This window comes from Chloracidobacterium sp., from assembly GCA_016711345.1.
In the GTDB taxonomy this organism is placed as follows: domain Bacteria; phylum Acidobacteriota; class Blastocatellia; order Pyrinomonadales; family Pyrinomonadaceae; genus OLB17.
The window spans coordinates 3,065,436-3,085,878 of record JADJTD010000001.1 but is presented as its reverse complement, the minus strand read 5'-3'; the positions used below and the strand labels follow the sequence as shown (position 1 = coordinate 3,085,878).

The window sequence follows — 20,443 nt, the reverse complement described above, 5'->3', positions numbered from 1 at the left end:
TCCTTTAGAACCGTTCGATCTGTCCGTTGGTTATAAATACTCGCGACTCGCCTTCGTTGAACATTATCCGCTCGAATGAAAGTGGTGAGACCGCACCTGTCGAACCGACCACCGCAAACCTCAGATTCAAAAGCACGCCATTCTCGTCTATCGGATAAGCCCCGTAAACAACAACCCTCAAAAGCCCCGGCTCAGCGGCATTTGTCACAACCGAAAGGCCGCGACTTGCTGTTCCTTTTAGATCAATCACATCAACAAGCGGCTGTATGACCGAAGGATCGTATCGAAGGTCACATTCATAAGATATGACGCCTTTGTTCGCAATGCTCTGTACGCTGACAGGAATGGTAATTTCCTTATTCTTTGTAGAAATCTCTGGCAGGCTGACAGCGATGTTTGCTTTTAAACTCTCGTCTGTCTCCTGACTCAAGTCACCTGTCTCCTGTCTCCTGTCTGCGGTTCTCGCCGCGGTTGGATTCCAATTGCCGGAGACGTCACCCATCAAAAGGCCGCTGTAGTCTTCGCCTGCAATACTGCTCGTTACTGACGTGTATGTTCGGCTCGTTGGCGAAGTTCCGACAGGAAACGTCGGCCCCGGCGAAACAAAAAATCTCCATTGTCCGGCTAAGCCTGCTGATGAACCAGTAGCGACGAATGTCGCGATCTGTGCCGCATCAAAGGAAGAGATCGCATTGTTATTACTGACATCCGCCGTTACCTTTTGGCTATCGGTAGTTAAAAGCACGGAGCCTGAAACGTGCTGTGCGATCCTTGCCGCGTCGAGTGATGAAATGCCATTCTGGCCTGTTGTCTTGGATAACGAGACCGTATAAGAACCAGATCCAAATCCGGTCAGCGTGTATTGTCCCGCAGTTCCGCCGGGAGCCGCAGTCGTCGTGAACACACTCGGCGAACCGGTTCCGGTGACAGTTGCGTTCGAAATATACTTCGGCGGCGCGGCCGCGTTGCCATACGTGACCGTTCCGCTTACCAAAGGAGCTGCAGTGAGAAATACATTCCGCACGGATTCCGTTATGCTCGCAGAGCCGTTTTGGTTGCCGGTGGGATAAAAGCCGCGGGCACGGATGTAAATGTTCTGTCCGGTCGGCAGATTCTGCCCGCCGAGCGTGAAATCACTGGTCGTGCCCGTTCGCGTGCCTGTACCAAGGAACGTATAATTCACACCGTCGACAGATTGTTCGAACGTGACGCGAGAGAGTTCCGCGCCCGCTCCGCTGTGCGTCCACGTGAGGTTCGTCTGTGTGACAGACAGATGTTGCACCGCGATTTCGTTCGTAAGCCGGGCGAATTGGCGACGAAGTTGCCCACCGATGGCGCCGAAATCACCCCCGACAAGAATCTTTCCGTCCTGCTGCACCGCGACTGCATAGGGTGGGTTGTTGGCATTCGCATCGAAGGGGATGTCGAGGGTGCCATCGACATTAACCCGAGCGAAGTGGTTGCGGTTGAAAATCGGACCGCCGTTTGGCGCGATCGTGAAGAACACGCCTGCGAGGAGAATTTTTCCATCGGTCTGCACCGCAATGGCTCTGATAGTACCGCTGACGTTCGGGTCGAACGTTGTGTCGAGCGTGCCGTTGGCGTTTACCCGGGCGATGTGACTACGAGTGGCTGTCCCGCCGCCGTTTGGAGCGAGGGTAGTGAATTGTCCCCCAAGAAGAATGTTCCCATCCGCCTGCACCGCAATTGCACTGACAGCATTGTTGGCATTCGGATCAAAGGAGCCATCGAGCGTGCCGTCGGCGTTCACCCTAGCGATGCGGTTGCGCGGGGCGATCGGAGCGCCGTTTGCCTCCAGCGTGGTGAACTCGCCGCCGAGGAGGATCTTTCCGTCTGTCTGCACGGCAATAGCACTGACAGTACCGTTGGCATTCGGATTGAAGGTGATGTCAAGAGTGCCGTCGGGGTTCAGACGTGCGATGCGATTGCGCGTGGTCGTCGGGCCGCCACTTGGCGTAAGGGCGGTGAAGTTGCCGCCAATCAGAATCTTTCCATCCGCCTGCACCGCGATGGCGTTGACAGCAATAGGGGAGGGACCGGAGCTAACATTCTGGTCGAACGCTGTGTCCACCGTGCCATTCGCGTTGAGCCGCGCGAGGTTTCCGCGCGTGACAGTCCCGCCGCCGTTTGGTGCGAGGGTGGAGAACGTGCCGCCGATGATAATTTTGCCGTCTGCCTGCACAGCGATTGCATGAACTATCTCCGCAGTTCCGTCGAAGATGTTTGGATCGAATGCAATATCGAGTGTGCCGTCGGGATTGACACGCGCGAAGCGGTTCCGCGTCACCGGCGTCCCGCCGTTTGGCTCTAACGTGCCGAAACGGCCGCCGAGGAGTATCTTTCCGTCCGCTTGGATCGCAATCGCGGTGCCAACGGGACTGGAAAAAAAGTCGCCAGCAGCCGGATTAAACGACGCATCCAGCGTGCCGTCACTCTCAACCAGTGCGATTCGGTTGCGCGTAACAGCCGCCCCGCCGTTCGGAGCAAACGTGGTGAACTGGCCGCCCACGAGAACCTTGCCGTGCGCTTGAATGACGAGGGCGTGTACCGGACTGCTCGCTTTCGGGTCGAAGGAATCGGCCAGCCCGGTGGCGACATCCAGACGAGCGATGTAATTTCGGGATTGTCCGCCTATGCTATTTACTCCGGTGAAAAAGCCGCCAGCCAGAATTTTACCGTCTGCCTGCACGGCGATGGTACGGACATCACTGGTTGCCGCCGGGTTAAGTGAATCAGCCAGGCCGCTCACCGGATCCAATCGAGCCATCCTGCCGCGTGCCTGTCCGCCAATGCTGGTGAATTTGCCGCCTGCCAGAATCCTGCCATCCAACTGCGCCGCAATGGCACGGACTTCATCGTTCGCAGCTGGGTTGAAAGCAGCGTCCACCGTGGAATCCGGGTTCAACCGCGCGATGTACAGCCGGGCTTGGCCGCCGATGGTGGTGAAAGCTCCGCCGACCAATATCCCGCCATCCGTCCGTACGAGGATCGACCAAACAGAACTGCTCGCGTCCGCCTGAAACAGCGCATCAGCCGCGCCGCTTGCCGCCGCCAGCCGGGCGATCCGGTTGCGTGTCAAGCCGCCGATGCTGGTGAAATCACCGCCCGCCAGAATCTGCCCGTCCGTCTGCACTGCTATGGAAAGGACAGCATTATTAGCATTCGGATCATATGCTGTGTCGAGGGTGCCGTTTGCCTCTAAACGCGCGATGCGATTGCGTGTGGTACCGGCGACGCTGGTAAAAAGGCCGCCGAGCAGGATCTTGCCGTCCGGCTGCAGCGCGACGCAATAGACACTGGAACTCACGTTCGGGTCGAAGGATGCATCGAGCGTTCCGTCGTGGTTCAATCTGGCCAACCGATTACGTACAACCGCCGCTCCGCCATTCGGCGAGACGGAAGTAAAATCGCCGCCGATAAGGATCTTGCCGTCGGGCTGCGCGGCCACGGCCCTCACAAGGCCATTGGCGTTCGGGTCAAACCCGTCGAGCGCCGACTGCGATCGAGCAGCCAACGCTAAGTTCAGCATCAAAAATATGACTCCGGTTACGGCATAAAATTTCTTGTTCATGGTTTTTCCTGTTGATTATCTATTGCGGCAAAGCCTTAAAACGGGAGATGTGTTCACCCGTTCACTGCAAATAATTAGTTCCTGTCCGGCGCGAATTGTGCTACTTTTAAGAAAAAGCACGTTTGAAAATCACAGCATCGAATATTTCTCCCGGAAAAGTCCTTTGTTTTCGATGAGAAAGTTATTAGAAAGTTATTAGAGGCCGTATGTCGTTGAAAACACAGAGCTTTACGTTTGAAGGCTTTCTTCTCGATACTAAGGAAAAAGTCTTAGTGAAAGACGGTAAACCGCTGCCGGTTACGCCAAAGGCCTTTCTACTGCTCTCAATTCTGGTCGAAAATCACGGTCTTTTGGTCGAAAAGAATGACTTGATAAGCCAGGTCTGGCCGGATAGTTTTGTTGAGGAGGGCAATCTTACCTTCACTATTGGACTCCTGCGAAAGACGCTTGGCGATGACTCACGCAAACCTCGTTTCATTGAAACCGTTCCACGGCGCGGCTATCGTTTCATTGCGGAGATCAGCGAAGCACCGGTTGAAATAGCTACACAACCTAGAGTCATCGAGCAACCAACGACGAAGTACAGACGTTATGCGGCATTTGCTGCATTATGCATTTTCCTGCTCTGCACACTCGCGACGGGAACGTGGCTGGCTAAAACTCAAGTATTTGGGTCGGCTTCGATACCGATTTTGGATGCCAATTTTCGTTCCGAGAAATTTTCGAGTTCGGGCAAAACGTTACACGCCGTCATTTCGCCGGATGGCAACCTCGCTGCATATATCGATGAGACCGGCGGCAAATTAAGCGTTTGGCTAAGAAAATTAGAAACTTCAGAAAATACGCTGCTTGTTCCGCCGAGTGACGAATTTTATTTCGGGCTTGTTTTTGCTAACGACGGTCAATCCCTTTACTTTGTGCGAAAACCTCCGGGCGGAAACGAGAGGGAGGCAACGAGCATTTATCGCATATCGCTCCTCGGCGGCGTGCCTGAAAAAATAATAGCCTTTACCGAGGGCTGGATCAGTCTCTCGCCCGACGACCGGCAAATTTCCTTTGTTCGTTGCCAGTATAAGGAAAACGACTTCTGTTCCCTGATGATCGCCGACACCACCGGCCAAAACGAGCGTAAAATACACACGACTGCCAAACGTGTTCGGATCAGCGATAACCAGTTTTCGCCCGACGGTAAATCGATCGTTTTTGCGAGTGGAGTATCCGACAACGGCGCAAAAGATTTTCACCTTGCCAAGATCGATCTGCAAAATGGAATGGAATCCGCAATTTCATCACCTGCTTTTTTTAATATTCACAGTTTGAAGTTGTTGCCTGATGGGGAAACTCTCCTCGTGACGGCTCAGGAAACCCTTGACGGACAGTCAAAACTCTGGCAAATTTCAATGACGACCGGCGAAACGCGATCTCTCACAAAAGATTCTGCTAGTTTCAGGGGCATTAGTTTAACGAAAGATGCTAGCCGGATGATGTCCACGCAAGTTAGCGAGGATTTTCAGCTATTCCTTTCGTCTCAAGGGCTAACAAAAGGTTTGACTCGCGCTCGTGAGGCGGTTTTCTCTCCCGATGGAAACATCGTTTACTTTACACAGGATGGCAACATCTGGGGTATTAACCGCGAAGGAGGCGAACAACGCCAGCTAACTAACAGCCCTCACAAAGATCATTCTCCCTGCGTCTCACCCGACGGGAGCACAGTCTTTTTCAATTCAACCCGCTCCGGAACAAATCAGGTTTGGCGGATGAATTCTGATGGAAGCAATCAAACAGCAATGACAAAAACGGAAGGCGGTTTGCCGGTATTCGTTTCGCCGGACGGACAATGGGTTTATTACGAGGCGAACAAGCTGCATACACTGTGGAAGGTCTCCACGAAAACCGGCGAGGAGGTTCAGGTTTCTGATCACAAGGTCCATCGGCCCGCACTTTCACCCGATGGGACCTTAGCCGCCTTTTTTACTCGAAAGAGTGAAAAGGAGGAGAGGACAAGCATTGCCGTGATGCAGGTTGCCGATAAAAATATAGTGAAAGTTTTCGACTTTGCCGACGCCCGTTCACTTCCTGTGAGGATCGCATGGTCGATGGATAATCGTACATTTAGCTATGTGACTTGGAGCGAGCAAGGTAATACTTTGTGGGAGCAGTCGCTGGACGATGCCGAACCTCGTCATGTCGCCGATCTAGGCGATAAAGAAGTTGAATACTATTCACTTGCTCCCGACAATAATTCTTACATCTTTACCCGCGGCGAATGGTTACATACTGCGGTATTGATCGATGGTCTTCAATAATCCGTGTAATCTTAAACTACTTTGTGATAGTGGCTAGGTCGAAGAACGCTATGTGTATTGGCGCTGCTGACGGCAATGAGCAAACCGACGAATATGAATGGAAAATATTAGCTGTGACAACGAGGGGCAACGACAGGTCCAGTTTGGCGTTGACCCAAACGCTCCCTGTGTCATCCACTAATCCTTAAGAATCACTTTCAGAGATCATTCTTGCGCGATTTTAAGCTCTTGACGACACTGAATAGGGTTTTTAAGCGGCTATTCTCTCTATCGTATTTGCCAGCGAGCGAAAGATGTCGCGGCCATCGTTGGAGCCGAGCATTTCTTCGCAGGCTCGTTCGGGATGGGGCATCATGCCGAGGACGTTTCGGTCTTGGTTGCAGATGCCGGCGATGTTTGAGCGGGCTCCGTTTGGGTTGGATTCGTCGGTGGCTTCGCCGTTTTCGTTGCAGTAGCGAAAGATGATCTGACCGTTCTCTTCGAGCGAATTAAAGGTCGCGTCGTCGCAGGTATAATTGCCTTCGGCGTGAGCGATCGGGATTGAAAGGATCTTTGACGGATCGACTTCGGATGTAAAAGGCGTGTTCCGATTTTCAACGCGGAGATTGACGTGTTTGCAGATGAAATTGAGGCTGCGATTTCGCATCAAAACGCCGGGCAACAAGCCGGCTTCGCACAAGATCTGAAACCCGTTACAGATGCCGAAAACAAACTTTCCTTCAGAGGCAAACTGTTTAACAGCATTCATCACAGGCGAAAACCTTGCCAATGCTCCGGCACGTAAATAATCCCCGTAAGAAAATCCGCCGGGAACGATCACCGCATCAAACCCACGCAGCTCAGTTTCCTGATGCCAGATAAAATCGACCGGCTGGCCGACAAGCTTCGACAGCACGTGGTACGCATCGTGATCGCAATTAGAACCGGGAAAAACTACAACTCCAAACTTCACGCTGTGATCTCCACTCTGTAATCTTCGATCACGGGATTGGCGAGAACATCTTTGGCAATTTGCTCGACCGCTTGACGAGCCTCCGATTCGGAAGCCGCCGAGTCTATCTCGATCTCAAAATATTTTCCCTGCCTGATGTCACTGATATTAGTATGGCCGAGAAGTTCGACCGAATGATGGATCGCCTTGCCTTGAGGATCAAGGACGCTCGGCTTGAGAGTTACATAGACTAAAGCTTTCATTTGCCGCTCCGAAATAAATTGTAGATTGTGAACGAGTTTCTTGTATTTATCAATGTCTTGTGGTAAATTTCACCTAATTTCCCGGCTCTCGAACTTCTCAATTGAAAAATTTCTTAAGGAGAATTTAATACTAATATGAACAACTCTGGAAAGTCGGCCCTAGGACTTGACGCCAATGTCGCAGCCTTACTCGCCTATTTGCCAATATGTGCTGTTAACCTGATCATGAGCATCATAATTATTGCCACGGACAAGACCAATAAACTTGCACGGTTTCACGCCTTCCAGTCGTTGTTGCTAATGGGAGCGTGTATTGTTCTTGGTGTCGGTCTCGGGATCTTAGGCGGCATTGTCGCGGTGGCACAATCCACTGCACTCGCGTTAGTGCTTCTTTTGGTTCAGGCCGTAATAGGTCTGGCAATTCTTGCAGCGATTATTATGTGCATGGTCAAAGCTTTTCAGGGACAGATGTTTAAGCTCCCTGTCATCGGCGACATGGCCGACAAGTGGTCTAACTAACCAAAAACGCGGCTAAAAACTTTATCGACATTGCGCAAGTAATGTTGCAGATCAAAGACGCGGGCGATCTCTTCAGCAGAAAGGTGCGTAGAGATGTCCGCGTCTTTATTTATTAGCCCTTGATAATCACCGCCTTCGTCCCAGACCTTCATCGCATTTCGCTGCGTCCAGGCGTATGCGTCCTCGCGTGAAACGCCTTTTTGCGTCAAAGCCAAAAGCAATTGCCCGCTAAAAACAAGCCCTTTTGTCAGGTCAAGATTCTTAAGCATATTCTCCGGATATACGATCAGCGTGTCGAGAAGGCTCGTCGTCTTGGCGAGAATATAATCAAGTGTCGCACTAGAATCGGGCAGTACGATACGTTCGGCAGATGAATGCGATATATCGCGCTCATGCCAGAGAGCGACATTTTCAAGTCCGACGATCGAATTGGCACGGACAGTGCGTGCCATGCCGCAAATGCGTTCCGACAAGATAGGATTTCTTTTATGCGGCATCGCCGACGAGCCTTTCTGGCCAGTCTTAAAAAACTCCTGAGCCTCGCGTACTTCGGTTCGCTGCCAATGACGCACCTGCAGTGCGATCTTTTCTAACGTCGAAGCAATTATCGCGAGCGTGCAGAGATACTCGGCATAACGGTCGCGCTGGATGACCTGTGTTGAAACGTCAGCCGCTTTCAGGCCGAGTTTTTTGCAGACCCCTTCCTCGACCTCCGGCGAAAGATGCGCAAACGCGCCAACCGCTCCGCTGATCTTGCCTACTGAGACAATATCTTTGGCTTTCAGCAATCGCTCCCTATTTCGTTTCGTTTCCGAATACCAAAGAGCCCACACCAACCCGAACGAGGTCGGCTCAGCATGAATTCCATGAGTGCGTCCGATCTGCGGCGTATCTTTGAATTCGAAGGCCCGGCGTTTCAGAATTTCAAGCAATGCATCAGTCTTTGTAAGCAAAATATCACACGATTCTCTGAGCAGCAGAGCATTCGCCGTATCGACAACATCGCTTGAAGTCAGCCCGTAGTGTACAAACCGCGCGGATTCGCCGATGTTCTCGGCTAGGTTCGTCGTAAAGGCGATGACATCGTGATCGGTGGTTTTCTCGATCTCGCTTATCCGTTCGACCGTAAATGCAGCCTTTGCTTTGATCTCAGCGAGCGCCTCAGCGGGAATCGTGCCCATCTCGGCGTGAACTTCGCAAACGGCCATCTCGACATCGAGCCACTTTTGAAATTTATTCTGTTGCGACCAGACGGCGCCCATTTCGGGCAATGTGTATCGTTCGATCATAATTTTTCAGGCTCCTCACTAATTAAGAAGCCGTAGCAGGCTTTTCGTCGGCATTGTTGCTTCTCTCTTCATCCGGCAGTTCGCTCGCCGCAAGTTTGTCGCCCAACACGTCTTCAAAATAGACCATTTTCACGATCACGACGATTACGGCGAGCAACGGCGTCGCAAGCACCAATCCGAGACCGCCGATCAGGGCTCCCAGCACAAGCTGAAAAATGATGGTCAAGGCGGGTGCAAGCTCGACGGTCTCACGCTCGATGATCGGCGTGACGACGTTCGATTCTATCAACTGCACTCCGACATATAGGCCAAGGACATAAACGGCGCTGATAGGGCTATCAATGAAAGCCAGCAATATAGCCGGAATTGCCGAAATAATTGGCCCAAAATTTGGAATAAATGACAACAGTCCGGCGATCAACCCAAGCGTCAATGCCAGCGGCACACCCAAGATCGAAAGCCCGATCCAGGTCAGTATGCCAATAAAGATCATCGAACCGACTTTACCGATCAGCCACCAGCGGAGCGTTTCGTAGATCGTATCCAGTATTTCGCCAACCCGATCGCGCTTTGCTATGGGAAAAAACCTAGTCATTCCCAATGCATAAAATCGCGGTTCGCTTGCAAGATAAATGGCGATCAGAATGACAACAAAAATATTGCCTAACGCTCCCAAGGTTGAGGAAAAATAACCGCCAACCCGAGTCAGCATACTTGCCGCGTCAATCTTTGCCATTACATCATCGGCACTGGGAAGTTGATCTATGAGCGTGCGGCCCCAGTTATAATGAGATAAATATTCGCCGGCGCTCTCAGCCGATCGAGGTATCTCAACCCTCAAAACCCGAACCTGTTCCGCGACACTTGGAGCCAGTAAAGCAATCGCACCCGCAACCAAAACAATGAGTAAGGCCGCAACGATCAGTACCAGCCACCCTTCACTCACCGGTACCCAACGACGCAAAATGTCGGCGAGGCCGCGTAAAAAGATCGCCAGCAATGCCGCCGCGAAGATCAACAGCAGGATGTCAAAAGTGAAATAGGCCAGAACGAGACAAAGTATGATGAGACACACCACGCCAACAGCAATGAGTACTCGCTGTGCGTAGCTTTTTCCCGGCTCGGTTTTTTCGGCCATTGATTAGATGAGATTCTTTGCGATCAGCAGTTCCGCATTCAACACGGCACATCCGGCCGCGCCGCGCAGAGTGTTATGGCTCAACGAAACAAAACGGTAGTCAAAAATATTATCAGGAAAAACACGTCCGACAGTGATCGTCATACCATTGCCGTTGTCGCGGTCAAGCCGTGTCTGCGGCCGCGACGGCTCGTCTGTGACTTCCATGAAATGCTTCGGCGACGAGTGCAGATCAAGCGACGGAAATGTTCGCATCGACTCGATAACTTCTTTGAGGGTTGACGTTTGTTTTAGTTTCACTCGAAGCGACACCATATGGCCGTCGATCACGTTAACACGGAAGCACTGTGCAGAAACGGCAAAATCAGCTTTGACTATCGCTCCGTCAACGAATTTGCCGATTATCTTTTGAGCTTCTATTTCGACCTTCGGCTCTTCGCCGGCTATGTATGGAATTACATTGTCAAAAATATCAAGCGACGGAACGCCCGGATATCCCGCACCCGAAATGGCTTGGAATGTTGTCAAAATAACCGATTCGACACCAAACTTGCGATGCAAAGCCGCAAGCGGCGGAGCAAAGCTGGTAACCGCACAATTCGGATTGGTAACAATAAATCCCTTCGTAAAACCGCGATTGGCTTTCTGTTTCTCTATCAGGCCGACGTGTTCGTGATTGATCTCAGGGATCAACAGCGGCACATCCTCGTCCATCCGATAGCTCGACGAATTGCTGATTACCGGATAACCTGCGCGGGCAAATGCTTCCTCAGTTTCGCGAGCAACGCTCGACGGCAAACTCGAAAAAACAAGATCACAATCCAACGGCGGCTCGATCGGCGACACGACAATGTCGCGAACCGACTCCGGTATCGCCCCAGCCAACTTCCACGCACAAGCCTCCGAATAAGGCTTCCCCGCCGATCGGTCCGAAGCCGCCATCGCAGTGATCTGAAATTGCGGATGCCCCTCCAAAAGCTGCGCAAACCGCTGTCCAACAGTGCCCGTTGCACCTAATATTCCAACTCTGTATTTTCTACTCATAAGCTGTCGAGAAAAAATTCAATTCTGATCAAAAACTAAACGTCAACGCTCCCGAGACCTTAACTGCCGTTCCTGACAGGATCGTCGGCTCAAAAACCGCCTTCTTCGCGGCCTCGACAGCCGCCTTCCTGAGCAACGGATGCCCCGATACGGCGGTGGCTGATACAACGACACCTTTTTCATCCACCGTGACCTGAACCATGACCGTTCCCGATGCTTTAACCGCCTTAGCCGCAGCAGGATAATCCGGCTTCGGCAGTGACCTGGCTTTTCCGTTCATGATGCCGCCGGAAACCAATCCTCCAAAATGCTGAGTTTTCGGTGGTTCCGTTTGCGTAGGCGTCGCCGATGCATCGATACTTGGTTGCGGCGCTGATTCGACTATCTGCAAAGGTGTAGGAGTCGGATCGATCTTATTGCGGATAGTGCTGCAAAATATCGCGGATGCAAATATAAATGCGAGCGGAATCAATTTCACAATGACAAGGCCCCTTTCATCCGCCGAACCCCCTCGGCCATCCTTTCCTCTGTATTACAAAACGAGATTCTCAAAAAACCTTTTGCCTCGTCGCCAAAAGCAATGCCCGGAACGGTCACCACGCGATTTTGCAAACACTTTTCTGCGATCTCAATATCATCTCCAAGCGAACGCACATCAAGCATCGTGTAAAAAGCACCTTCCGGCGAAGTCGCGTGTAATCCGAGTTCTTTATCAAGAAGATCTACCAAAAATGCTCCGCGTTTTTTGTAGATATCGCGGGCGTTTTGTTTGGCGGCCTCGGCTTCGTCGGTCCAGCCGAGGAGCGAAGCTTTTTGCGTTATGGTCGATGTGCAAACTGTCAGAAAACCGTGAAGCACCTGAATGGCATTCATAATGTCGGCATCGGAACTTGCCGCCCAGCCAAGACGCCAGCCGGTCATACTCAGAGATTTTGACAAGCCGCTGACGATAACGGTCTTATCGTAGTATTGCGATGCCGAATGCGGCCGTTCGCCAAAATAAAGGTCGCTGTATATCTCGTCCGAGATAAGATAAATGCCCGTGCCTTTTAACGCGTCCGCGATCTGTTTCAGATCTTCGGGCGTCAGTATTTTGCCTGTCGGATTGGATGGCGAGATAACGACGGCCGCTTTTGTCTTTTCTGTAATTTGAGATTTGAAATTTGAAATATCAAATGCAAATTCGCGATCCGCAGGCATACGATAATAGACAGGCTTTCCCTGTGCGATCTTGACGCAGGCGTCATAGGCAGGAAAGCTCGGATTTGGCACGAGCACCTCATCGCCTTCGTCAACTATGCACATGAATGCCGCTGTCATCGCTTCCTGCGAACCGCACGTCACGACAACATTATTGCGTTCCAACTTGAGATGCGGATATTGCTCTGCGATCTTGTCACGCAACGCCGGAATTCCCGGATGCGATGTGTAGCCGTTTTGCTCATCGAGTGTCACACGAGCGGCTTCGGCCCGCATGAATTCGGGCGTCGGCAGATCGGGCTCGCCAAGGCCGAAATTAATACTGTCCGGCAACGCACGCTCAAAAAACTGCCGTATCAGTGTCGGCTGCAGCCCCTGCATCCGCCGAGGCAATACAAAATTCTCGATCGATCGTGCCGGCATCATTTTTCTTTCTCTTCCTCGATCCCGCTTTCCTCGAGGTCCTCGCGAACCGTACCGACTTCGACATTAAATTCGCCTTCGGCCTGCGCCAGCGGATCTGCGTTTATAACTCCCGCGAGCGTCTCGATCTCGCCTATGATCTTTTGCCCAAAACCGGTAATGCTTTCTTTCAGCCCGTGTTTCTCGCCATTATCGTGTTCGTTTTCTGTCATTATAATTGCCTCAATTTCCATTTTAGACGAATGCGCCAAGAGATTAAACCCGGCAAATTTGATAGGTCAGATACAAAGCCCAAAGAATTTTCAAACTGCTACAGATCGCTTTCAGCGCTGGAACAAATCCTACTTCTTCCTACCGGAGTAGGAAATCTTCATACTCCTTACTACCATGAAACGGGCTTGGAACGTGTAACTTGTTGTTAATAAATGGATTATCCTATTCGTTCCGTTCAGTCGCGTTTTTAAAAGTTTTTCTGAGAATAAGTTTTCAAAGAGCAATTCTTTATACGAAAAATCCTAGCATAATTTTCTGCAAATAGCAAGAAATTTTATCTGTGAAACAGACATTTATTATCACAGATATTCAATAGCAGGTTTAACGATGGGCAGCAAAATCGATAAATCCGCTGCGCGGATCGGCTGAAAGCAGGCGCACATTAACTTTCTCACCGACATTCAGCCCGTGTTCGCCTTGTTCGATGCGTCCATCGACAGGCGGCCGCAGGATGCGTGCAAACGTACCGCTCGGCGTAATGCCGGTGACGATGGCGTCAAAATTCTCACCGATGTGCCGCTGCATCACTGTCGCCGCGACTACCTTTCGCATCTTTCGCTCGACTTTACGGGCGGCACGCTCCTGATCATTGCAATGCGTGGCGATGGCCTCGAGTTCATCGGCGGTGTAGGGCGATGGCTGGTTTGAAATGACCGCTTTGACGAGCCGTTGGACAACAATGTCCGTAAAACGGCGATTTGGCGCAGTCGAATGAGCATAATCGCGAACCGCAAGCCCAAAATGTCCGCCTGTGTCTTCGCCGGGACGCTCGACGACATACTCGCCGCTGCCGATCAACTTTATTATCGAAAGCGAAAGGTCTGGGAAATGTTCGGGGTCGGCCGCACGGCGTCTTTCTAGAAAATCTGCCAACGCAGGTTGATCCGGCTCATCAGGTAAATGCTCGCCATATTCGGTGGCGATGCGAACTATGCCGTCCCATCGCTGAGGCGTTTTGACCACGCGGCGGAGCGAGATCGATCCGTGAGCTTCGAGAAACTCGGCCATCTCGACATTTGCCGCGACCATAAAATTTTCGATCAGCTTGCGAGCCGAATTTGGATGGACGGACACAATGCCTTTGATCTCGCCATCCTCAACGACGGCAGATGATTCGATAGATTCGAATTCCAGCGAGCCTTTTGCACGACGATATGCCTGCAAACGAATCGCCGCCTGTCTCTGTAGCTCGATCTGCTCCTTCAACCCCGAAGTTTGTACGACCGAACGAGGCATCTCTCCGCCGTTGTCGAGCCATTCGCCGACATCTTCGTAAGCAAGCTTTTCGCGATTACGAACCAACGCTCTGTAAAACGTACTCTCCGGCACATCGCCATTTTCCTTGACCGTCATATCGGCGACTATCGCCAGCCGATCTTCGCCTTCGTTCAACGAGGTAATATCCGTCGAAAGTTCAACTGGCAGCATCGGAAATATCTTGCTTTCGGTGTAAACGGTGACGGTATTTTGCTCGGCGTGCGTGTCTATGGGCGAATCTTTCGGGACAAGTGTATCAACATCCGCAATGCCGACAAGCACTCGAATATCGCCATTCGGCAAACTTTCGGCCCACTCGATCTGATCGAGATCGCGCGAACTCGCATTATCTATCGACGACCACAACAGAGCACGCAGATCTTTAATTGAGGCATCGGCGATAGGCTCAGCGGCATTTTTTATTTGGTTCAATTGATCTGAAACAGCGTCCGAAAACTCCGGCTCAAAACCGTTTTCAGCCATCGTTTGACGTGCCCGCTGTGTCAGCCAACTACTCGATCCTTGATCGTTCATTTTCTTACTCTTACTTTGCGTTCTTTTGCGACTTTGCGGGAGATTTTATCTCAAATAATCTTCAAGCTTGGTCGAGGCGTCGGTCTTTTCGTCGCGGTATTTGACGATGATCGGGCAGTAGATCGAGAGGCCGTTGTCTTTGCCAAATCCGCTCGTCACAGCTCGTGAACCTTGCACAACAACAGCACCGGCAGGAATTTCGAGCGGCTTGTCACCTTCGGATTTGATAACGCGGCCATTCGGCAGATCAAATACCGGAGTCGAACGCGTCAGTATCACACCGGAAGCCAAAACTGCACCTTCGCGAACAATAGTTCCTTCGTAAACGCCCGTGTTTCCACCGACCAGAACATCATCTTCGATAATGACCGGAACTGCACCAACCGGCTCCAAAACGCCGCCGATCTGTGCCGCCGCCGAGAGATGAACACGCTTGCCGATCTGCGCACACGAGCCGACGAGAGCATGAGAATCGATCATCGTGCCTTCATCGACATAGGCTCCGACATTGACGTAAGCCGGCGGAACCACAACTACGCTCGGTGCAACATAGCTTCCGTCACGTATCGCCGAGCCGCCTATCACGATCCGGACGCCGTCCTCTAGCGTCATCGGACGGAGCGGAAATGTATCCTTGTCAAAGAATTGCAGTGTCTCGGTCGGCTTAGAAATCTCGACCATCTTGCCCATCCGAAACCCTAGCAAAATTCCCTGCTTTACCCAAGCATTCGCATTCCAATTGCCGTCCGCATCTTTTTCAGCCGAACGGATCTCGCCACGACGAAGAGCCGTCTTAAAATTCTCGTAGACCTCGCGATCTGCGGATGTAAACTCTGTTTTCGCAAACAATTCTTCTATTTGGTTTCGTAAATTCACAGTTTTTCTAATCTCGAGCAATAAATACCGCTCTTGCGATCAACCCAATGCCGCCGGCGAATAAGATCAACATTATCACCGTATTAAAAAGGCTCGTCGGCTGAAAGTATATCTGTAGATTCATCAGTATCCCCGAGCCGATGAAAATAACGCTCAGACCTACAAGTATCCAGCCAATGATCGATCTGCCGTTAAAGAAAACAAAAGCGATGCCGAAAATGAGCGGGACGAGCGACAAACCGAACGAGTTGTAACCGCCCCAATTCCAAAAGCCGCTCGCAACGACAACGCGGCTGATGAGCATGTATGCACCAGAGATCGTCATCACAAGGCCGATAACAAACTCGATGATGCCTCCGTCCGTTCCGCCTGGTCTTTTTAAGCCATCAAATTCCATCGTCAAAATCCCTCTTCCGCGGCAGTCCCCGAATTGATTGAATTCTTGCCAGTCGAAAAATACCTATAACTGATTTTCCCTAATCCAACGCTCACTAGAAGATTTAGTGGTAGCCAGAGGAAAGGGTAAAAGTCATTCTTTCCAAATAAAGGTCTCCTATCTTGATGCCCCCATGTGAACCAGTAAAACACCACCAAATTGACCAGTAATAAGATACTCACAACCGCAAAATGAAAGAATGATTTGAGACTTCGCAGTGATCTTCCACTATTCGAAACGTTCACAACCACAAGGATCGCCGAGATACCCCAGTACAGCGCCAAAACAACTACAGTGGCCACAAGCATAAGCCACACGAACACATCCGTTAGGTTGAGTTCTGGTAAACTCAGCATTACTTACAAGATCTCGGCCATTATCTGTTTCAATCTTTTCTTTGTTGCTTCCTTTACTGGCACGAGCGGAAGCCGCAGATTTTCCTCGCATAGACCCATTTCCTTCATCACAAATTTACACGGAGCGGGCGAAGATTCGACAAAGTTTGCCTCCATCAACTCCAGCAGTCGGTAATTGATCTTGCGTGCAAAATGGAACGAACCATTGAGTGCGTGATCGACCATTTTTGAGGTTTCTTTTGGCAGTTCGTTGGCGATGACCGAAACAAGGCCGTCGGCACCGAGCGAGATCAAAGGCAATGTCGCAGCGTCATCACCGGAAAACACCTTAAAGTTCTTTGGCCGGTTTTTCAGTATCTCCATTATCTGCGAATAATCGCCAGATGCTTCTTTGGTCGCAACGATGTTCTCGTATTTTTCGGCCAGCCGCAGCGTTGTCTCGGCGGAGATATTCGAAGCGGTCCGAGAAGGCACGTTGTAAAGCACGATCGGAAACCCCTTCACCGATCTCGCGATCTCGGAAAAATGGGCAAACATTCCTTCCTGCGTCGGTTTGTTGTAATACGGCGCCACGACAAGAGCCGCATCGGCTCCAACCTCGCGGGCTTTTCGTGTCCGTTCGATAGCATTAGCAGTATTGTTGGTTCCGGTCCCGGCGATCACATGAACTTTGTGCCGTTTAGCTACGCCGACTGTCAGCCGTATTACTTCCGACAATTCATCCTCGTCCATCGTGACGTTTTCACCGGTCGTCCCGCACGGAACAAGCAGCTTCACGCCATTCTTCACTTGCCGTTCGACCAGCTTCTTAAAGCAATCGCCGTCGATCGAGCCGTCCTTTTTGAAAGGTGTAACAAGAGCCGTCGCGCATCCACGCATCCAGTCAATTTTCATCGTCATAAGAAAAATACATTGCCTCTAAAATTGGCTTAAGTATATTCTTATCGATGTTGAAGTTACAAAATAAATCTGCGGAATTTATGAATGCTGTAAAATTATTTTTATTAACTGCTCTTATTTTCCTGTCCATAGCTTGTCAATATCCGACTATTGAACAGAAGAATTCCGTCACGACACAGAGCAATATTGAACCAAAGTCTGTTGCAATTGCCGACAGTTTTGCCTATCCAGTTGGAAAAACAGACGTTGTGACTCAAAAGAAAGATAAGGACGAATGGTATAACGCTTTAGACTTTGGAGAGAACGACCATCTTGGCGAAGATTGGAACAAAAATACTGGCGGTAACACGGACTGCGGCGAAGCGGTTTATGCGGCGGCCAACGGTATTATCACCTATGCCGGAGATGCTGGACCAGGCTGGGGAAATGTCGTGATCATTGAGCATACGTTACCGTCCGGAGAAAAGATCGAGTCGCTATATGGTCACATGCTGGAGATCCTCAAAAGAGACGGCGGGGTCAAAAAACGGGAGCAAATTGGTAAGGTAGGCAATGCGAATGGCCGCTATCTGTGTCACCTGCATTTTGAAATGCGAACGAAAATCAGTCCGGTGGTGGTTACGCAAGCGAACGAAAAGGATGGGTTGATCCTTCTGATTTTATAGATTCACACCATTGAAAAACTGCTCTAGCTTTCGCAGGTCAAGTTTCCCGTCAGTCCGCACACCTGAACAAAGATCAAGACCAAATGGCTGAACCGTTTCGATAGCTTCTCGGACATTCTCCGCGTTCAGTCCGCCCGCAAGAAAAACCGGCTTGCCGCAAGTCTCGACTATTCTTCGACTCAGACGCCAATCGTGTCGTCTTCCTGTACCACCAAGTTCTTTTACTGCAAGATTCGGATTTCCGCTGTCGAGCAGGATCGCGTCGACAAATTCTGCAAGTTCTGCGACTTCGTCAATCGATTGCTCATCAATTACATGAATGACCTGTACCAGCTTTATATGCGGCAACGCGTCACGAACTACCTTGTAATCACGTCCGTGCAGCTCGTCAACGATCTGGATAGTGTTGGTTTTAGTGCGGTGATGATGATCGATGATACCCTGTGCAGTTTGCTGGCTCGTCAGCAAAAATGTCGCTACCGGCGGCGGCACTGTTCGGGCGATCGCATAGATTTCTTCATCCGCAATCGGCCCTGGTCCCGAAGGCATTTTGCCGACGAGGCCGATTGCAGATGCACCAAATGAGATAGCATCGGCAGCCTCTTGTTCATTGGCGATACAGCAGATCTTTACGCGCGGTTTCATTTTCCAACGATCTCGTCCATAACATCGGTGAATTCATAAAAACCCTTTTTCCCGACGATCCACTCCGCCGCAAGCAACGCTCCCGACGCAAATCCTTCACGTGAGCGTGCCGTGTGTTCGAGCAATATCTGATCGGCGAGGCCGTCGAAACCGACACTATGTGTTCCAGGAATGCTACCGGCCCGTGTCGTAGAAATACTGATGTCTTTCTTGATATGTTCGGCAAGAATCTCTTTGAGTTTCAGAGCCGTGCCGCTCGGGCTATCAAGTTTGCGTGAATGATGCTGCTCCTCTATAAAGGTTTCGTATTCGGGAAATTTAGCAAAAAGTTCGGCTGCAAGATCGGCGATACGATAAAAAATATTCACGCCGATGGAAAAATTAGCACCAAAAACAAACGCACCGTCGCCACCGTGGACGATTTGTTCGATCTCGGCCCGCTGTGCGTTCCACCCGGTTGTTCCTTCTACGAGCCGCACGCCCGCAGCCACGCAAGCCTCGACATTTCGCCGAACGGCCCCAGCCGTTGTGAAATCTATCGCCACATCGGAGCACTTCAACTTCTCGCCCAATTCTGCCGCCGACAAACTAGCGTCCGTGTCATCAATAACGACAGCGATCTCGTGTCCTTTCTCCTCGGCAAGAGCTCGGATGAGCTTTCCCATCGCGCCGTAACCGATAAGTGCAATCTTCATAAGTTTTATTTCACCATAGAGCCACGGAGAACACAGAGAAGATAATAGTATTAACTCTGTGCTCTCTGTGACTTTGTGGTGAGTAATCTTTTTGCCAATTCGACATACAACCCAACAGCTTCTTCCAAACCTTTTTTTAGCACAAACTCATCCTTTGTATGCGCAACAAGGATCGAGCCCGGGCCAAGCAGCAGCGGTTGGCCCCAATTGCCCAAATGCGGAATGTCGGTCGTGAACCGCACGACCTTTTGCTTAAATCCATCAACTTGGAGCATCCTGACCGGCAAGCTGTATGACAATACTTCAAGTTCACCGCGTCCGCGTATGAGGCTTGTCAAAGCGTCGCGGATCGGTTCCATCGGCGTCGTCAAGCGAATTAGCAAACCTGTCTCGGCGGTTGGCGGAATGACATTGAGTGCGACGCCGCCGTCGAGTGTTGCGATGTTACATGTCGTCTCGCCAAAGAAATCGTCGTGCGGAAATTTCGTATGCCGAACGTCCTCTAAAATATCAAGCAGTTTCTCTATCGCTGAATCCCCCTGTTCAGGATAAGCCGAATGTGCAGCTTTTCCTTGCGTCTTGATCTTTGCGCGAAACGCTCCTTTTGAACCGATTGCCAGGTCATTATCGGTCGGCTCGCCGTTTATCAGATATTCGCATTTCGCGGCCATCGGATGGTCATTAGCGACCTTAGCACCGGTTGAAGCTCTTTCTTCTTCAACGGTATAAAGCAGCCCAATATCTTCGATCCCTTGCCGCCTTAACTCCTCAGCCGCGACAATCTGCGCGGCAATTATCCCCTTCGCATCACATGAACCTCGCCCGTATATTTTCTCATCGTCTTCAGTCGGAGCAATAAACGGCGGCACCGTGTCCATATGCGTCGAAAGCCAAACTCGCGGCGTATCGTTCAAATAAGCAATGACATTGCTCTGCTTTTCCGAAACCGCCTGCAGCTCAACCGTCCAGCCAAGCGATTCGAGATAGTCGCGAAGATAGAATCCGACCATTTCCTCATCGCCGGAAACGGACGGAATATTCATGAGAGATTTTGTCAGTTCGAAAAGATCCATAAGAATTTTCACCACAAAGGCACTGAGA

Annotated in this window: 19 protein-coding genes; 3 read left to right on the top strand and 16 right to left on the bottom strand. The window is 50.9% G+C overall.

Going from position 1 to position 20,443, the window contains the following annotated elements; genetic code table 11:
• Positions 1-4: 4 nt before the first annotated feature.
• Entirely contained in the window at positions 5-3,592 is a 3,588-nt protein-coding gene (locus IPL32_12770) for a hypothetical protein (GenBank protein MBK8466694.1), read from the bottom strand.
• A gap of 206 nt (positions 3,593-3,798) precedes the next feature.
• On the opposite strand from IPL32_12770, the gene IPL32_12765 reads away from it, so the two are divergent.
• Positions 3,799-5,898, top strand: coding sequence for a PD40 domain-containing protein (locus IPL32_12765; GenBank protein ID MBK8466693.1), 2,100 nt, complete (start codon positions 3,799-3,801; stop codon positions 5,896-5,898).
• Between the two features lie 250 nt (positions 5,899-6,148).
• Here the strand turns inward: IPL32_12765 and purQ are convergent, their stop codons facing one another.
• Positions 6,149-6,850 (bottom strand): phosphoribosylformylglycinamidine synthase subunit PurQ, encoded by a 702-nt coding sequence (purQ, locus tag IPL32_12760; GenBank protein MBK8466692.1) that lies wholly within the window; start codon positions 6,848-6,850, stop codon positions 6,149-6,151.
• Positions 6,847-7,092, bottom strand: coding sequence for a phosphoribosylformylglycinamidine synthase subunit PurS (gene purS / locus IPL32_12755; protein ID MBK8466691.1), 246 nt, complete (start codon positions 7,090-7,092; stop codon positions 6,847-6,849). Before purS ends, purQ begins: the two co-directional genes overlap by 4 nt.
• 135 nt (positions 7,093-7,227) lie before the next feature.
• On the opposite strand from purS, the gene IPL32_12750 reads away from it, so the two are divergent.
• Positions 7,228-7,611: a hypothetical protein gene (locus tag IPL32_12750; GenBank protein MBK8466690.1), complete on the top strand. Its 384-nt coding sequence runs from the start codon at positions 7,228-7,230 to the stop codon at positions 7,609-7,611.
• Here IPL32_12750 and IPL32_12745 read toward each other — a convergent pair.
• The 10 genes from IPL32_12745 to IPL32_12700 form a co-directional block, all read right to left on the bottom strand.
• Complete coding sequence (locus IPL32_12745) at positions 7,608-8,900, bottom strand: adenylosuccinate lyase (protein ID MBK8466689.1); 1,293 nt, start codon at positions 8,898-8,900, stop codon at positions 7,608-7,610. The genes IPL32_12750 and IPL32_12745 overlap by 4 nt on opposite strands.
• A 22-nt stretch (positions 8,901-8,922) precedes the next feature.
• A complete protein-coding gene (locus IPL32_12740) occupies positions 8,923-10,038 on the bottom strand; it encodes an AI-2E family transporter (GenBank protein MBK8466688.1) in 1,116 nt (371 codons plus the stop codon).
• Between the two features lie 3 nt (positions 10,039-10,041).
• Positions 10,042-11,082 (bottom strand): aspartate-semialdehyde dehydrogenase, encoded by a 1,041-nt coding sequence (gene asd, locus IPL32_12735; protein MBK8466687.1) that lies wholly within the window; start codon positions 11,080-11,082, stop codon positions 10,042-10,044.
• A gap of 28 nt (positions 11,083-11,110) precedes the next feature.
• Positions 11,111-11,560, bottom strand: a complete 450-nt coding sequence (locus tag IPL32_12730; protein ID MBK8466686.1) for a TonB family protein — start codon at positions 11,558-11,560, stop codon at positions 11,111-11,113.
• Positions 11,557-12,708, bottom strand: a complete 1,152-nt coding sequence (locus IPL32_12725; GenBank protein MBK8466685.1) for a pyridoxal phosphate-dependent aminotransferase — start codon at positions 12,706-12,708, stop codon at positions 11,557-11,559. Before IPL32_12725 ends, IPL32_12730 begins: the two co-directional genes overlap by 4 nt.
• Positions 12,705-12,917, bottom strand: coding sequence for a hypothetical protein (locus IPL32_12720; protein ID MBK8466684.1), 213 nt, complete (start codon positions 12,915-12,917; stop codon positions 12,705-12,707). Before IPL32_12720 ends, IPL32_12725 begins: the two co-directional genes overlap by 4 nt.
• A gap of 382 nt (positions 12,918-13,299) precedes the next feature.
• Positions 13,300-14,769 carry an RNB domain-containing ribonuclease gene (locus IPL32_12715; GenBank protein MBK8466683.1) on the bottom strand — a complete coding sequence of 490 codons (1,470 nt, stop codon included), beginning with the start codon at positions 14,767-14,769 and terminating at the stop codon, positions 13,300-13,302.
• A gap of 45 nt (positions 14,770-14,814) precedes the next feature.
• Entirely contained in the window at positions 14,815-15,657 is an 843-nt protein-coding gene (locus IPL32_12710) for a 2,3,4,5-tetrahydropyridine-2,6-dicarboxylate N-succinyltransferase (protein ID MBK8466682.1), read from the bottom strand.
• The gene (locus IPL32_12705) at positions 15,653-16,042 is read right to left on the bottom strand and encodes a hypothetical protein (GenBank protein ID MBK8466681.1); all 390 of its coding nucleotides are present in this window, start codon (positions 16,040-16,042) and stop codon (positions 15,653-15,655) included. Before IPL32_12705 ends, IPL32_12710 begins: the two co-directional genes overlap by 5 nt.
• A gap of 398 nt (positions 16,043-16,440) precedes the next feature.
• The gene (locus IPL32_12700; GenBank protein MBK8466680.1) at positions 16,441-17,331 is read right to left on the bottom strand and encodes a 4-hydroxy-tetrahydrodipicolinate synthase; all 891 of its coding nucleotides are present in this window, start codon (positions 17,329-17,331) and stop codon (positions 16,441-16,443) included.
• A gap of 53 nt (positions 17,332-17,384) precedes the next feature.
• Between IPL32_12700 and IPL32_12695 the strand changes: the two genes are divergently transcribed.
• On the top strand, positions 17,385-18,002 hold the full coding sequence (locus IPL32_12695; protein ID MBK8466679.1) for a M23 family metallopeptidase: 618 nt from the start codon (positions 17,385-17,387) through the stop codon (positions 18,000-18,002).
• Here the strand turns inward: IPL32_12695 and IPL32_12690 are convergent.
• From IPL32_12690 to IPL32_12680, 3 genes are read right to left on the bottom strand one after another with little or no spacing between them, the layout of a single operon-like run.
• Positions 17,997-18,647 (bottom strand): phosphoribosylanthranilate isomerase, encoded by a 651-nt coding sequence (locus tag IPL32_12690; GenBank protein ID MBK8466678.1) that lies wholly within the window; start codon positions 18,645-18,647, stop codon positions 17,997-17,999. The two genes, IPL32_12695 and IPL32_12690, sit on opposite strands and share 6 nt — an antisense overlap.
• Positions 18,644-19,342 carry a dihydrodipicolinate reductase gene (locus tag IPL32_12685; protein MBK8466677.1) on the bottom strand — a complete coding sequence of 233 codons (699 nt, stop codon included), beginning with the start codon at positions 19,340-19,342 and terminating at the stop codon, positions 18,644-18,646. Before IPL32_12685 ends, IPL32_12690 begins: the two co-directional genes overlap by 4 nt.
• A gap of 50 nt (positions 19,343-19,392) precedes the next feature.
• Positions 19,393-20,421 (bottom strand): M20/M25/M40 family metallo-hydrolase, encoded by a 1,029-nt coding sequence (locus IPL32_12680; protein MBK8466676.1) that lies wholly within the window; start codon positions 20,419-20,421, stop codon positions 19,393-19,395.
• Positions 20,422-20,443: the final 22 nt, after the last annotated feature.